Annotated in this window: 15 protein-coding genes; 8 read left to right on the top strand and 7 right to left on the bottom strand. The window is 37.4% G+C overall.

The features are described 5' to 3' along the window. The first annotated feature begins 5 nt into the window (after positions 1-5). Together C1638_RS07215 and C1638_RS07210 are read left to right on the top strand one after the other, a co-directional pair. Positions 6-587: a Crp/Fnr family transcriptional regulator gene (locus C1638_RS07215; protein WP_109619582.1), complete on the top strand. Its 582-nt coding sequence runs from the start codon at positions 6-8 to the stop codon at positions 585-587. A 63-nt stretch (positions 588-650) separates the two neighbouring features. Next, the gene (locus tag C1638_RS07210) at positions 651-1,586 is read left to right on the top strand and encodes a ketopantoate reductase family protein (protein WP_109619580.1); all 936 of its coding nucleotides are present in this window, start codon (positions 651-653) and stop codon (positions 1,584-1,586) included. Between the two features lie 192 nt (positions 1,587-1,778). Here the strand turns inward: C1638_RS07210 and C1638_RS07205 are convergent, their stop codons facing one another. The 6 genes from C1638_RS07205 to C1638_RS07180 form a co-directional block, all read right to left on the bottom strand. Then, the gene (locus tag C1638_RS07205) at positions 1,779-2,126 is read right to left on the bottom strand and encodes a 4Fe-4S dicluster domain-containing protein (RefSeq protein WP_109620605.1); all 348 of its coding nucleotides are present in this window, start codon (positions 2,124-2,126) and stop codon (positions 1,779-1,781) included. A gap of 137 nt (positions 2,127-2,263) precedes the next feature. Further along, the gene (locus tag C1638_RS07200; protein ID WP_228428079.1) at positions 2,264-2,563 is read right to left on the bottom strand and encodes a 2Fe-2S iron-sulfur cluster-binding protein; all 300 of its coding nucleotides are present in this window, start codon (positions 2,561-2,563) and stop codon (positions 2,264-2,266) included. Positions 2,564-2,592: 29 nt separating this feature from the next. Continuing rightward, positions 2,593-3,645 carry an NAD(P)/FAD-dependent oxidoreductase gene (locus C1638_RS07195; protein WP_109619576.1) on the bottom strand — a complete coding sequence of 351 codons (1,053 nt, stop codon included), beginning with the start codon at positions 3,643-3,645 and terminating at the stop codon, positions 2,593-2,595. A 1-nt stretch (position 3,646) separates the two neighbouring features. Next, a complete protein-coding gene (locus C1638_RS07190; protein WP_109619574.1) occupies positions 3,647-4,216 on the bottom strand; it encodes an NADPH-dependent FMN reductase in 570 nt (189 codons plus the stop codon). A 6-nt stretch (positions 4,217-4,222) separates the two neighbouring features. Further along, the gene (locus tag C1638_RS07185) at positions 4,223-4,723 is read right to left on the bottom strand and encodes a DUF2480 family protein (RefSeq protein ID WP_109619573.1); all 501 of its coding nucleotides are present in this window, start codon (positions 4,721-4,723) and stop codon (positions 4,223-4,225) included. Between the two features lie 11 nt (positions 4,724-4,734). After that, positions 4,735-5,361: a superoxide dismutase gene (locus tag C1638_RS07180; RefSeq protein WP_109619571.1), complete on the bottom strand. Its 627-nt coding sequence runs from the start codon at positions 5,359-5,361 to the stop codon at positions 4,735-4,737. A gap of 193 nt (positions 5,362-5,554) precedes the next feature. On the opposite strand from C1638_RS07180, the gene C1638_RS07175 reads away from it, so the two are divergent. Together C1638_RS07175 and hxpB are read left to right on the top strand one after the other, a co-directional pair. Then, the gene (locus C1638_RS07175) at positions 5,555-6,175 is read left to right on the top strand and encodes a helix-turn-helix transcriptional regulator (protein ID WP_109619569.1); all 621 of its coding nucleotides are present in this window, start codon (positions 5,555-5,557) and stop codon (positions 6,173-6,175) included. A gap of 35 nt (positions 6,176-6,210) precedes the next feature. Continuing rightward, complete coding sequence (gene hxpB / locus C1638_RS07170) at positions 6,211-6,855, top strand: hexitol phosphatase HxpB (protein ID WP_109619567.1); 645 nt, start codon at positions 6,211-6,213, stop codon at positions 6,853-6,855. A gap of 34 nt (positions 6,856-6,889) precedes the next feature. Here hxpB and C1638_RS07165 read toward each other — a convergent pair whose 3' ends face one another. Next, positions 6,890-7,516 (bottom strand): RNA polymerase sigma factor, encoded by a 627-nt coding sequence (locus tag C1638_RS07165; RefSeq protein WP_106916060.1) that lies wholly within the window; start codon positions 7,514-7,516, stop codon positions 6,890-6,892. Positions 7,517-7,758: 242 nt separating this feature from the next. On the opposite strand from C1638_RS07165, the gene C1638_RS07160 reads away from it, so the two are divergent. The 4 genes from C1638_RS07160 to C1638_RS07145 all read left to right on the top strand — a co-directional run bounded on the left by C1638_RS07160 (position 7,759) and on the right by C1638_RS07145 (position 14,654). Continuing rightward, a complete protein-coding gene (locus C1638_RS07160) occupies positions 7,759-8,706 on the top strand; it encodes a FecR family protein (protein ID WP_228428077.1) in 948 nt (315 codons plus the stop codon). Between the two features lie 58 nt (positions 8,707-8,764). Further along, on the top strand, positions 8,765-12,046 hold the full coding sequence (locus tag C1638_RS07155; RefSeq protein WP_109619562.1) for a TonB-dependent receptor: 3,282 nt from the start codon (positions 8,765-8,767) through the stop codon (positions 12,044-12,046). A 311-nt stretch (positions 12,047-12,357) separates the two neighbouring features. Beyond that, the gene (locus C1638_RS07150; protein ID WP_109620603.1) at positions 12,358-13,656 is read left to right on the top strand and encodes a beta-helix domain-containing protein; all 1,299 of its coding nucleotides are present in this window, start codon (positions 12,358-12,360) and stop codon (positions 13,654-13,656) included. A 74-nt stretch (positions 13,657-13,730) separates the two neighbouring features. After that, positions 13,731-14,654 (top strand): T9SS-dependent choice-of-anchor J family protein, encoded by a 924-nt coding sequence (locus tag C1638_RS07145; RefSeq protein WP_109619560.1) that lies wholly within the window; start codon positions 13,731-13,733, stop codon positions 14,652-14,654. Positions 14,655-14,726 lie beyond the last annotated feature (72 nt).

Genomic DNA, 14,726 nt, shown 5'->3' with positions numbered 1-14,726 from the left:
ATGTAATGGATAAGTCATCAATTAATAATTATTTTCATTCCTTATTCAGCATCAAAGATGAAGTGGTTGAAAAAATTACAGAAACTTTCAATCATTTTGAATTAAAGGCTAATGCGGTTTTACTTGATCAGAATACCATCAGCACAAAGACCTATTTTTTGGAAAAAGGATATGTTCGCTCTTATCTTTTGAATGAAGATAATGAGGAAATTACCACCAATATTTATGCTGCACCTTGCTTTGTCAATGATTTTCTATCGTTTTTCAGACAGCAGCCTACCAAAGAAATTTATCAGACTGTTACAGACTGTACTTTCTGGGAAACAGGCTTGGAAAATGTACAGCATAATTTTCATAATATCCCTGAATTCAGAGAATTTAGCAGGCTTCTTTTCGTATTAAATTATCATATCATCCATGATCGACTGATTGAAATGGCGAGCCAGAAAGCTTCTACAAGATATTTTAATCTCATGAAGAAAGATCCTGATATTTTTCAGCATGTTCCTCTAAAGGTTATTGCATCCTATCTGGGAATTAAAGACAGTTCTTTGAGTAGAATCAGGAGAGATATTAATAAAATGTAATTTCTTTTCATTTGTCAAGTGATATTTTAATCTTTGTCATTCATCTTTGTTAAAAATAATTTCATGAATAAAAAACATATTGTCGTTGTTGGATTAGGAGGTGTAGGCGGATATTTTGGTTTCAAAATTAATCAGGTTAATGAAGCTTCCGAAAAATATACAGTTTCCTTTGTTGCCAGAGGAGAAACTTATGCTAAAGTAAAAGAAAACGGACTGGTTTTGCTTTCCCCCGAGCATCCCAATAATCGCACACATCCTAATACGATTGTAGAAAATATTAGTGACATTCAAAATCCTGATTTGGTACTGATTTGTGTTAAAGAATATGATCTGGAAAATGTTTGTAAACAACTCTCAGAGGTCATTCATAAAGATACTATTTTACTTCCGATGATGAACGGAGCAGATATTTATGACAGAATTCGAAAAGTAATTCCTGACCATATTATTTTGCCAACCTGCATTTATGTAGCTTCTCATATTAAGGAAAGAGGAACCGTAGAGCATAAAGGAAAGGCAGGAAAGATGATTGTAGGAAGAGATCCTCAACATTTCTCCGCCGATGTGGAATGGGTAACAAATCTGCTTCAGGAAAGTAAAATTGATTTTGATTTTAAAGACAATTCATTAGCCGATATTTGGACTAAGTTTTTCTTCATTGCAAGCTTCGGATTAGTAACTGCAAAGCATAACTCATCCATTGGAACGGTATGCACAGATGAACAACAGAAGCATGAAGCAACAGAAATAATGAAAGAAATAAAACTGATTGCGGATCAAAAAGAAATCCATTTACAAGAAGATATTATTGAGAAAACCTTTGAAAAAGCCTCAACATTTCCTTTTGAAACACCCACGTCCTTACAGCTGGATATTCATTCCGGAAAGAAAGACAATGAACTGGAATTATTTGCCGGAGCGATCTTAAAATATGGTACAGAACTTCATATTGATACTCCTTTTACGCAAAAAATATACAATGAAATAAAAGGGAAATAAGTTTGGGTTTTAAAGCCAAACGAAGAAATTTTAATAACAAATAAAGGCGGGTTTTAACCCGCCTTTATTTGTTATTAAAATTATAGGATGTATAAAGTAAAAACTCTTACAAGCCATAGAGAGCTTATAGATTTTATTAGTGTTTAAAACCATGGCATTTAATTTTATAATTCAAGAGATAATGCTTGAAAATTAGGTATGCAAAAACCTCTGTCGGCTCAGTAAAACTTCTTCCGTTTCCCGATGATCAGGATCATCAACGCAACAATCTACAGGACATACGGCTTTGCACTGTGGCTCCTCATGAAAGCCTTTACATTCAGTACATTTTCCGGATACAATATAGTAGACTTCATCAGAAACAGCCTCATTAAAGGCACTGGCATCTATCTCTGTACCATCAGGAAATGTCACATTTCCGGAAAGCTTTGTCTTGTCTTGCCAACGCCAGTCGATTGCCCCTTCATAAATGGCTGAATTAGGACATTCAGGTTCGCAGGCCCCACAGTTGATACAGGCATCAGTTATTTTTATAGCCATGTTCTTTATTTTTAAAGTATTTAAAAAAAGGGACTTCTTTAACATTGAACTGTTTTGGAAATCCCTACTAAACTTAATTAAAACAGTTTCAACAATTTAATACATCATAAACTGTGCAAACTTGTATTTTGAATCTGTTAATCTGCTGCAATTTCCACAGAAAGACCATCCATTTGTGCTGTCAGATAAATTTGGCAGGCTAATCTGCTGGTTGCATTAGAAGTGAACAGTTCCGAGAGAAGTGCTTCTTCAATATCTTTTTTTTCAGGCAATGAAGCGGCTTCACTGAGAATGTAGCAATGGCAGGTAGCGCACATAGCCATTCCGTTGCACATGGCCTCCATAGGAAGTTCATAAGCTTTACAGATATCTTTTAAAGTAAGTCCCATCTCCAGCGGACACATCAAGGTATGTTGAATACCCGTTTGATCTGTCACGGTGATTGTAATTTCATCTTTCATTGCTATTAGTCAATCGTTGCTACTACTTGCTTCTCTGCTTGTTTTTTTGTTCCGTCAAAACCTTCAACACCACTTACTGTAGTATATTTCAGGACAAACTTTTTATTGGGATTAAGACGTTGATAAATACTTTGACAGGCAATGGCCGCTTCATGGAATCCACATAAGATCAGCTTCATTTTATAGGGGTAGGTATTGACATCACCCACGGCATAAACTCCTGAAATATTAGTTTGGAAATCTTTGCTGTTATCTACCTTAATGGCATTTTTTTCAAGTTCCAGCCCCCAATCTGCTATTGGTCCCAGCTTAGGAACCAATCCAAATAATGGGATGAAATAGTCTGTTTCTATAGTTTGAATGATCCCTTCCTTCTCAATAATAATTTCCTTTAATGAATGATCTCCTTTCAATCCAATAACTTCCGCAGGGGTTACCAGATTGATTTTTCCCTCATGTTTTAATTTTTTCACTTTTTCTACAGAATCCAACGCTCCACGGAATTCATTTCTTCTATGAATCAAAGTAAGGGAAGAGGTAATTTCTGCCAAATGTATTGTCCAATCCAGTGCAGAATCACCACCACCGGCAATTACCACGTGCTTTCCTGCATAATCTTCAGGATGTTTAATGAAATAATTAACACCACGGTCTTCGTAGAAAGAAATATTTTCAATAGGAGGTTTTTTAGGTTCAAAACTTCCAAGACCTCCGGCAATAATAACTGCCTTAGCTCTGTGTACGGTACCTTTATCTGTAATTACTTCGAAAAGATTTTCTTCCAGTTTCAGAAGATATTTGGCTGTTTCATTGAATGTAAAACCTGGCTCAAACTGTTTGATTTGTTCATAAAGATTATCAATCAGTTCACCTGCAAGTACACTTGGAAATCCCGGAATATCAAAAATGGGTTTCTTGGGATATAATTCTGATAACTGGCCTCCCATTTGAGGTAATGCATCTATGATGTGACAACGCATTTTGAGAAGGCCGGCTTCAAAAACCGTAAATAACCCTGCAGGGCCGGCACCAATGATCAGTATATCTGTTTCTATCATGTTATGATTGCTTTATTGTAGTTTTTTCTATTTTCTTTGTAGTAGCTATGCTGATAAGTTGATCAAACTTACCGGAATAAAGAGATGAAATTTGTGTAGGATTATCATTGTCAAATAAGGAAGACCTTACAATGGGCACACTAAAAGGAAGTGGCCATGCCCGTAATGATTTGGCAATGACATCCATTGTATTGATTCCATGTAGGGCCTGTAAGCCATCTGCCCAGCAAACCAATCCTACGGTTTTGTCTGTAAGGTAAGGTTCATCGGCATTCGCAGTCACTTCCAGCCAGTCGAGGCAATTTTTCATCACTCCCGGAATACTGCCGTGATAGAGAGGAGCCAGCCAGAAATGAAGATCAGCACCCAAAAACATTTGAGTCATGCGTTGCACAGCCAAAGGGGTTTTGGTAAGAGTGACATCAAATAAAGGAATTCCGGAATCCGCAAGGTTGAAAATATCAGACTGAACTCCTGATTGTGAAAGACGTTCTGATAAATATCTGGAAATAAGCCCTGAAGTAGATTCTGCTCTTCTTTCCAATGATCCGTTAAATATGATTGCTTTCATTTTGTTTTATTTTTTGAAAATTACTTTTGGTAAGCCTATCTCGCCATACATCAGGCTTTTGACCAGAGGTTTTAGAAGTCCGGTTGCCAATAAGTAAAGTGCTGAGTCGTGATGGGTATGTGCTCTAACCACAACTTTTTGATTTTTATAGTGTTTGAGATCTGCATAAGTAATCCTGCGTTTCCAGAGGTCAAGGAGAATTGTTTCAGCGCTGTTTAAATCTACATAAGCAGCATAAGGAAATAGTTTTTCCATGATCAGCATATAGGCCCATGGCGGAATAATAGCATCAGTAGAGCAAATAATCCCTACTGCTTTTTCGTTGTATACAGAATAGTCCACTGCAGCAATTGATTCTTTAAACTCCTTTTCTTTGACAATCATTCCCATAAAAAGATGATCCTTGATATCTAATTCTACGATTTCAGTAGTGGGTTTATAATCTAAAAAGTCAAAAGCAATAATACCGGAAGCCTCTGCTTTATTGACAAAAGTTTGAGTGTTCATTGTTGGCAATATTATCTTATTTTTGAAAGCGCTTCTTCGTATTTTTTTTCTACTGAAGCCCAATCTAACACGGACCAGAAAGAATCCAGATAGTCTGCTCTTTTATTCTGGTAGGCTAAGTAGTAAGCATGTTCCCAAACGTCTATCCCAAGGATTGGAAAGCCTCTGTTCATCGAAAGTACATCCATCATAGGATTATCCTGATTAGGAGTGGAGCTTATGGCAAGAGAACCATTGAATTTTACAAACAGCCAAACCCATCCGGAACCGAATTGCCCTAATCCAGCTTTCTTCATTTCTGCTTTCAGGTTCTCAAGACTTCCAAAGCTTGAAATAATATCGTCATTAAGCTTTCCTTCAGGATTCAGCTTTGGTTGTGGAGACAGGATTTCCCAAAATAATGAGTGGTTATAGTGACCACCACCATTATTTCTCACTGCAGGACTGTATTCACTTATTCTTTGCAATAATGAGTCAAGATCAGGATTGGTTTCATTGGTTTGTTCCAGGGCAGCATTTAGATTATCTACGTATGCCTGATGATGACGCTGGTGATGAATGGTCATTGTATTTTTATCTATAAATGGTTCCATAGCATCATAAGCATAGGATAATTGAGGTAGTGTAAATGGTTTCATTGCATTTATTTTTTAATGATTATGAGACAAAGGTAACAATATATCTCAATAAAACAACTTAATGGTTGTTTTATTGATTTGCTTAATAGTGTGATTAATTGCTTGTAAATGATGGGTTTAATGTTTAAATTTAAAGATTATAGAAAATGACTATATTTGTTGTTGCAAAATAAAACAACCTAAATATTGTCAAATGAAGAAGCCGGCAGCAGATCGTATTCTGATGTTTTTAAAGATGAGAGGAGAAGCGACTGCGCTCCTGATCTCCGAAGAACTGTCCATCACAAAGGAGGGGGCGAGAAAGCATTTACTAAATCTTGCGGAAGATGGATTGATTGAACCCATCATAAAAAGTGAGGGAGTAGGTCGCCCATCTACTTATTATATCCTTACAGAAAAGGGATTGGCTCAATTTCCGGACACGCATGCTGAGGTAACGGTTCAGCTTCTGAAATCTGTGAAAAATCTTTTAGGAGAAAATGCATTGGATTTACTGATCAGTGATAGAGAAAAAAATACTCATGAACGGTATGAAAAGGCTATTTCCAAAACAAAATCTCTGGAACAATGTCTGGATGTTCTTGCAGAAGCCCGAAGCAAGGAAGGCTATATGGCGGAGTGGAAAAAAGAGGGCAAAGAATATTTTCTGATTGAAAACCATTGCCCGATATGCGCTGCTGCAACTGAATGCCAAGGGTTCTGTCGTGCCGAACTCTCCAATTTCCAGTCCCTTATCGGGAAAGACTATACGGTAGAAAGGATAGACCACATTATTTCCGGAGGACAGCGTTGTGTTTATAAAATCAGCCAATAGTTCATTATTCATCATTCAATTCATTAATAAAGAATATGGTTTTAAAAGCGGTAATATTTGATATGGATGGGGTCCTTGTGGACTCGGAGGGGTTTTGGGCCAAGGCTGAGTTGGATGTTTTTTCTTCCTATGGCGTTCAGATTACGGATGATTTGGCGACGCAAACCAAATATATGACGACCAAGGAGGTTACGGAGTTCTGGCATGGAAAATTCCCCTGGGAAAATCTGGATGTACCTACTGTAGAGCAGGAAGTTGTCTCTAAGGTTATAGAGTTGATACAATCCGAAGACTGTACCATGTCCGGTATACAGCAATTTATTACAGACCTTAAAAATAAGAATTATAAGATAGGATTAGCAACTAATGCGCCTTTACGGGTAGCTGATGCTGTTCTTGAAAAGCTTCAGGTACGGGATCTATTTGACAGTGTTCATTCGTCAGAATTTGAGGAGCTGGGAAAACCACATCCTGCAGTATATCTTACCTCAGCAAAAAAGCTTGGTGTATCTCCGGAACATTGTATTGCTATTGAAGACAGTCATTCCGGGCTTCGGGCAGCGAAAGGAGCGGGTATGAGAACCATTGTTTTTACCAATGATGATGAAAGCATAGATTTTGATCTTGCAGATTTTAAAATATTGAACTTCAACGCAGGGTTATTGCCTGTTTTTCAATAATTGATTTACATTAAAATTATAATAGATAGGACTTCTAATATCTTGTCAATATCTCCATCAGCATAAGAATAGATACCAGTTTTTTGGAAGATTGGTATTCCGGATTTAGCTGTTCCCGTACTTCATTGAGGGCCTTACTTAGTTTATTACTTACCGTTTTATTGCTTATTCCCAAGGCTTCTGCGGTTTCATTTACAGACATATTCTGCCGAATTCTCATGTCATATACCTGCTGTTCTGTTGCAGGGAGTTGTGAGACTACTTCATCAATCATAGATAATAAAGTAGAAATTTCATTTTCCTCGATAATTTCAAAATACTCCGTATCAGAGATATTCAGTTCTTCCGGGGTTTCAAACTCATCAATACTTAGTGTAGGCGGTGCTTTTTTATAGCTGTTATAGTAATCCAGAATCCGATAATGAAGGTGACGAAGAAGGTATCCTTTTGCACTTTCAGACTCATCCGTTTGTATGGTATCTGTATTTTCAAGGATCTTCATCCAAAGATTTTGAAGAAGTTCCTCAGAAGTTTCTTTATCCTTGGTTCTCACAAAGACAAAGCGATACAAGCTATCCCAGTATCGGTCATACAGCAGCATGAATGCAGGGCGGTCGCCTGATTTTATTTTCTTTAATAGGGTAGAGTCTGTTACGTTCATAGGGTTGCAGCAAAATTACCTAAAGGAAAATTAACTTTTTGTGAACTTTAATTATGGTAAGGTTAAATATTTATATAAAACTGGGCTTAAATGTGAAGTTAATGTTGAGTAAATGTAAAGTAAGTTGAAAATAATCCCAAATCTGGCTTTAATATGAATAAAATATTAAGAACTGCCTGGGGAAGTTTTTCATTTTCATAGTCTTATAGATAGAAGTATCTGTGAATACTATGAAATATTTTATGAAACATTTTAACTATAAAAATATTGAGGCCTTTGTTTTCAGACTTTGGACACGTGAAGTCTCAGGGGAAGCTATTTCTGAAAAAGAAAAGGAACTTTTAGCACAATGGAAGACCAATGCCGAACAAGATCTGGATGCTGTTCATATGAAAGAATCCAAAGAAAGAGTGCTGTCCGGTTTGGAACCTTATTTTACATCGTCAGATACAACCATTTCTATAGGAGGTTTAAAAAGATTTTCCTACCAAATTGCAGCAGCAATCATTCTGCTTTTTTCGCTGGGAGGTCTCTTTACTTATCATACATTCATTAAGCCGGATATTTATCTTGCCGAATCAGGGAAGCGTATTGTTCATTTGGAAGACGGATCTGTGGTAACCTTATTACCGGGTGCAGAGCTTACTGTATCAAAATCATTTCCTGCTTCTACCAGAGTGGTTAATTTAAAAGGAGATGCTATTTTTTCTGTAGCAAAATCAAAAACTCATCCTTTTATTGTGTATGCAGACGGTTTCAGTACCAAGGTATTGGGAACGGTATTTAAGATCTCTCAATCCGGGAAGAGAAAAGCGGTAGATCTTTATGAAGGTAAGGTTGCTGTATCTTCTGCAGGAGTTCCTGTTTCGTTCCTTAAGCCTAATCAGAAATGGACCAATTTCGGGATTGCTCATACCACTGCTGTTATTTCGTTTGCACCGGATAAAACTTCCGGAAAGCAGACTTCTGAGTTATTATCCTTGAGCTTTAACGATGTGCCTTTAAAAGAAGTGATTACAGTTTTGGAAGGGAACTATAATACAAAAATTTATTACCCGAAAGAAATTGAAAATAAAAAGATCACTGCCGATTTTACAGGGGGAACAGTCGGAGATAATATTGAATCACTTGCTTTTATATTGGGCTTTGAGGTTCAGAAAAAAGACAATACATACCTGTTGAAAAAGTAAATCATCAAAAAAAATTAAATAATCAGATAACCTTTAATTAAAAAGAGAACACTAACGTATGAGAAGTTTGAAATGTGGTTTTACCATAGCAGCCTTATTTTTTACCGTTGCAGCAGAAGCACAGGAATTGGTTCAGAAAGTTTCATTTTCTGTTCCTGCAAGCCGACCTTTGATTGAAGTTTTGGAGGATTTTGCCGGAAAAACAGGTATGAGGCTGGCCTATTCAAAGGTAGACATTAAAGAGCTAAGGGTAAAAGGGGTAAAATGTGATAATTCTACAATCAATAGCTGTCTGAAAGACATTACCAGTGGACTTCCTGTAGTATTCCGATTACATGGAGACCTTATTTCCATAAAATACGAGGGCAGCAATGTTTCTATACCGGGAAACGGACGTATTTCCGGGAAAATAGTGGATGAGGTGGGAAATCCTATTGCAGGAGCAGAAGTTAATATTGCGGGAAAAACTGTAGTGACAGACAACAACGGTGATTTTTCAACGGATCTCCCATCAGGAATTTATAATTTAACGATAAAAGCTGCGAAATATAATACACTTCGCGTAGAAAAATTATCCATCCTCAATAAGGAAACAAATGCAGTGTCATTCGCTCTGAATAGGGCTTCTGATAAAATTACAGACATTAAGGAAGTGGTTGTTACGGCCACCAGAAAGGCAGATACACAGGCAGGATTACTGGCCCAGCAGAAAAAGGCAGCCCAAATGAGTGACGGAATTTCTGCTGAACAGATAGCAAAAACACCGGATAATGATGTGGGAGGCACATTGAAAAGAGTAACGGGAATTACGACCATAGACAATAAATATGTTGTAGTACGATCTATGGGAGAACGTTGGAATACAGCTGCCATGGACGGAATTAATTTGCCAAGTACAGAGACCTATAATCAGAATTTTTCATTCGATATTATTCCTACGGCAATGGTGGAAAGTGTAGTAGTAAGTAAATCTGCAACACCTGATATGAATGCCAATTTTGCAGGAGGTTATGTAGAAGTGAGAACCAAAGATATTCCCAACGAGAACTTTACGACGGTAAGCATGGGAACTTCTTACAATGATCAGGCTGCTTTCAAAGAGTTTCTTACCCGTAAGCGTGGAAAATATGATTATTTCGGGTATGATGACGGAACAAGAGATTTTCCCAAGGGGCTTGAACCTATGAACTGGAACAATCCGATGTTTTTTGAACAGTCTAAACAGTTTACCAATGACAATTTTACAACTTATGGGACAAAAGGTGATATGGGGTCCAATATGCAACTGGCTTTAGGAAGAACATATGCTCTTAAAAACAATAATAAATGGGGTTTTGCAGGAGCTTTTATCATCAGAAACGAACAGAATAAACTGGATATAGACCATACAGGAAGAGGAAACTGGATGGATACTACCGGCGTACCGGATGCCAACGGAAAAATACCTTTTTATAATTTTAAAAACTCAGGGGCATCTTATAATTACAATTCAACGGTAGCCGGAATGCTAAACTTTGGTTTACAGCTCAATAAAACCAGAATATCATTCCGTAACTCTTACACCCATATTTATGACAATACACTAACGAGGGTTACAGGGTGGAACGAATATTCTAGCGGAAGTGCCCTTCCTGCTAATGCAGAGCTTGCCTATAATTACTTTTACCACGGAATTATTCCGAATAATGACCCATCACAGATTAAATCTTTAGATGCTCCTTATACAGACAATGCGAATTATCCTGTTTATCAGTCTTTTTTACAAAATAAATTGGAAGGAAACCATAAAACAGGAAATATGGAAATCAACTGGTTTGCAGCCAGAACAGGAGTTACTTCAGATACCAAAGATTATACTTTACATCAGGCTTTATACCGTTTCATGGGTAATGAAATCCTAAGCTATCATAATATTAATAATTCCTCAAGTGATTTTGCAAGAGGATATATTGAAAATAAGGAAACTGACTATAATTATGGAGCGTCTTTTAAGCTGAACCTTGAGAGGGAGAATTTTAAAAATGATATCAAAGTAGGCTATGCCGGTGCTTCTAAATTCAATACCAACCAACAACAGAAATTTTTACTTCGGGTAGATGAAAACAGGGAGGTTTCAAATCCTAATATTTTAATTATGTATGGGCCTCTTTCCGAATGGTTCAATGGTTCTCATTATGTACCGGGAGGAATAGGATGGCAAACCAGACCTCTTTATAAAAACGAAAAGTATGAGGGAGAAGTTGATCAGCATGCTGCGTATGTGATGTTTGATAACCGTTGGAAAAATAAGTTCAGATTGGTTTGGGGATTGAGGGCAGAATATTTCAGATATGATCTTGTTTCTCAGCAGTTAGATCCAAATGATTCCAGAAATTTTTCCAAATCCGGTATCGATGATAAACCATGGCAATGGATGCCCTCGGCCAACTTTACTTACAGCCCTACCAATAAAATGAATCTGAGGCTGGCTTACAGTAAGACCGTTATCCGTCCTCAGTTTAATGAAAGAACGGGGTTGCCTTATTTTGATCCGATCGCTAATGGACAAATTTTCAATACACAAATGGTTTCTTCTGTAGTCAATAACTATGATTTTAAATTTGAGTGGTTTCCTGGATTAGGTGAAATATTTTCTGCAGGAATATATTATAAAGACATAGATCGTCCCATAGAACGCGAAGGGTATATTTCCAGTGAGGGAAATTTGTATCTGTACAATGGAAATTCAAAGAACGCCAAGTTGAAAGGATTTGAAGTAGAGGTAAGAAAAAACTTGGGCTTTATTATACCGGATTCCTTTCTGTCAAAGCTTTTCATAAGCGGAAATTTTACTTACAATGATACTAAGGTAATTGCCTTTAAAGACAGGGAAAAAACAAAGGATGAAGATGCAACCTACGAAGTAGGAAGACCTCTTTACGGACAAACTCCTTATGCCTATAACCTAGGATTGATGTTTGACGGGGAGAGGCTGGGAGCAAGCTTTTTGTACAATGCAAAAGGGGATCAATATATGACGGTAGGATATGCCTATAGCGGAGAAGAAATACAACGTCCATACGCCGTGGCAGATGCACAGATTTCATATAAATTTTTAAGAAACAGAAACCTCGAACTGAAATTGAATGTCAGAAATCTATTCAACAGGGTAAAGGAATATTACAACAATTATAATTCTTATCTGAATGAGAAAGACGGTGGAAGTACGGTAGGAACCTACAGAGAGTCCTTGGCGCTTTTACCCGGTGCTACCGATAAATATGATAAGGATATTGATAAAATCTTATTCCGTGCATACAGCGGAAGAATATTTGGGCTAAGTGTGGGGTATACATTTTAATACCTGCCTGCCAAAAATTTAAAATGAGAAAAAGAGCTCTTGATATAGAAACGTACAGGTTTCGGTAGCCTGAACATGAACCGGGTCAATACTGATGATGCGCACAGCAGTACCGGATGAGCAAAAAACCGAACGTTGCCGTTTTTTCCCGAACCGCAGCGGATTTAAAGGGAACCTCGGTAGGACAGCCCCTCCTGAAATACCGGGTGAATATTAAAAACCAAATCGAAGGAATAGAGAGGCGGATATTCCTAAATATTAAAACTTCCGGTAATAAAATAAATAACCGGGATCTACTAAAAATTATAACAATGAAAAGATTAACTCTAATTGCAGCTGCTGCATTATCCCTTACTGCTTGTCAGAACGACCATTTAGCAGATTCTTCAACTCCTTTCGAAATGAAACCTACTTCTGCTGAATACCTTACAGCTTCTTCACTTCCCGTAACTACTGTAAGCGGAGCAATTACTTCTAGCACCACTTGGAGCGGAGTAGTAGAGCTTGATGGTACAGTAACAGTTAAAAACGGAGCAACACTTACAATACAGCCGGGTACATTCATCAAAGCTAAACCAAATGCATCAGGAGAAGGTTCAGGAATTTTGGTGATTACAAAATCAGCTAAGATCAATGCTGTAGGTACAGAGGCTCAGCCTATTGTCTTTACAAGTTATAGATTGTTGGACGGAGAAGAAACTACAACGGCTACTCCAGGAGATTTCGGAGGAGTGATCCTATTGGGAGATGCTCCTACCAATGTTCCTTTTACAACAACTATTGAGGGGCTAAGTGGTGATGACTATTACTTTGGAGGAACCAATCCGGCTCACAGCGCAGGAACAATGAAATACGTTCGTATTGAATTTGCAGGGTACGATTTCGTAGGAGCTAACTCTGGAAACGAAGTAAATGCATTATCATTAGGAGGTGTTGGAAACGGAACTACTTTAGATCATATTCAGGTTTCTTATGGTCAGGATGATTCTTTCGAATTCTTCGGAGGAACTGTAAATGCTTCCAACTTGGTATCTTTTGCTGCTGAAGATGATAACTTCGATTTTGATAACGGATATACAGGAACAATCACATGTGCATTATCTTTAGCAGATTACAAATCAGCACATACTGTAAGTGGAGGTTCTCCAGACTCTAACGGTATCGAGTTGGATAACAACGCCGGAGGTACTGCTACATCATTGATTACAAATCCTGTGATCAATAACCTTACAATCATTGGTGCAAGAAACGGAGTAGCAGGGCAAGGACTTGCTTACGAAAATGGTATCCATATCAGAAGAAATGGAAAATTAACATTAAATAATGCTGTAGTTACAGGATATCCTGTAGGGATCAAAGTAGAAGGAACAGGTTCTGAGCTTTCTTCAGCTTCTAACCTAAGCTCAATCCTTGTACACGGATTCGGAACTTCTGTTACAGGAACAGGAACTGCCGGAATTCCTGCTGCAAACCTATTAACGGGATCTCTTGCTTCACTATGGGGAATGAGCCAGCCATTCTTCAACGAAGGACCATGGAACGTTTCTCCTAGAAACTGTGGAAACTTCCAGGGTATTTGGACAAAATATGACTTTTCAGTTCAGGAATAAGACTTAAAAAGCAGGGAAGACATTTTTGTCTTTCCCTGCTTTTATTCTTCAAAAAAATCTTAATAACAAGTATTATGAAAAAATTAATTTTACTATCTATTGTATTGGTTTCACAGGCTGCTGCCGCACAGTTTCAGATATGGAGCAATTCCTTTGAAACAGCTGATGATCTTCAGGGATGGACGATTCATGATTTAAATAATAACGGGAACAAATGGGTTCAGGGAAAAAACATTTATCATAACGGAACATCAATGGTATTGGGAACTTCAGGATCACTTCGTTATTCTATAAGTTTAGTCCCATCCGGTACTGCGGCCAGTTTCGCTACAGAAAATGACTGGATCATTTCGCCTGAGATTGATTTATCCTCAGCTGGAGGAAGTATTATGTTGGCTGCTTTCGTAGCAAGACAGAGAGCAAGTCAGGCTTCAGTTGCAAGAGATCTTTATATCTACGTAAGTACTCCACAAAAGCCGGTTCCGACCTTGTCAGATTTCCAGTCACTTGCAGTAGATGCCAATGGGAACGATCTTCCTAATCCGTATAAAATACAGGGAGGATACACCAATAATCCATTTCCGTCGGATGTTACCCAGTTTGTAGAAAGTATTGTAGATCTGTCTGCTTTTGCAGGAAAGAAAATTTATATCGGTATATGGTCAAACAGAAAAGCATTAGGGAACAATATTCAGAATATTAATATAGATGAGATGGCTATTTATGCTACATTATCTCTGAACACAAAGGATGTAAAAAAGAAAGAAAATCTTACTAAAATAGTAGAAAACCCGGTAAAAGAAAGTTTACAGTTACAACTTAATCCGGCATTGAAAGAAAATAAAACAATGATCAATATCTATAATAGAGTAGGTCAGAAAGTTATTACCACTCAGTATTCCAAATCTATGAATGTAGCAGCTTTATCTACAGGAGTATATATCGTGGAGGTTACTGACGGAAAGATCACAGAAAGGTTAAATTTTATTAAGAAATAACCATTCTTGACTTTAAAAATGATTTTTAGAAACACCAGAAATTTTAAATATACAATACTGGATAAAAACTTT

The organism is Chryseobacterium oncorhynchi, from assembly GCF_002899895.1.
In the GTDB taxonomy this organism is placed as follows: domain Bacteria; phylum Bacteroidota; class Bacteroidia; order Flavobacteriales; family Weeksellaceae; genus Chryseobacterium; species Chryseobacterium oncorhynchi.
This window is presented reverse-complemented; position numbering and strand designations above follow the sequence as displayed.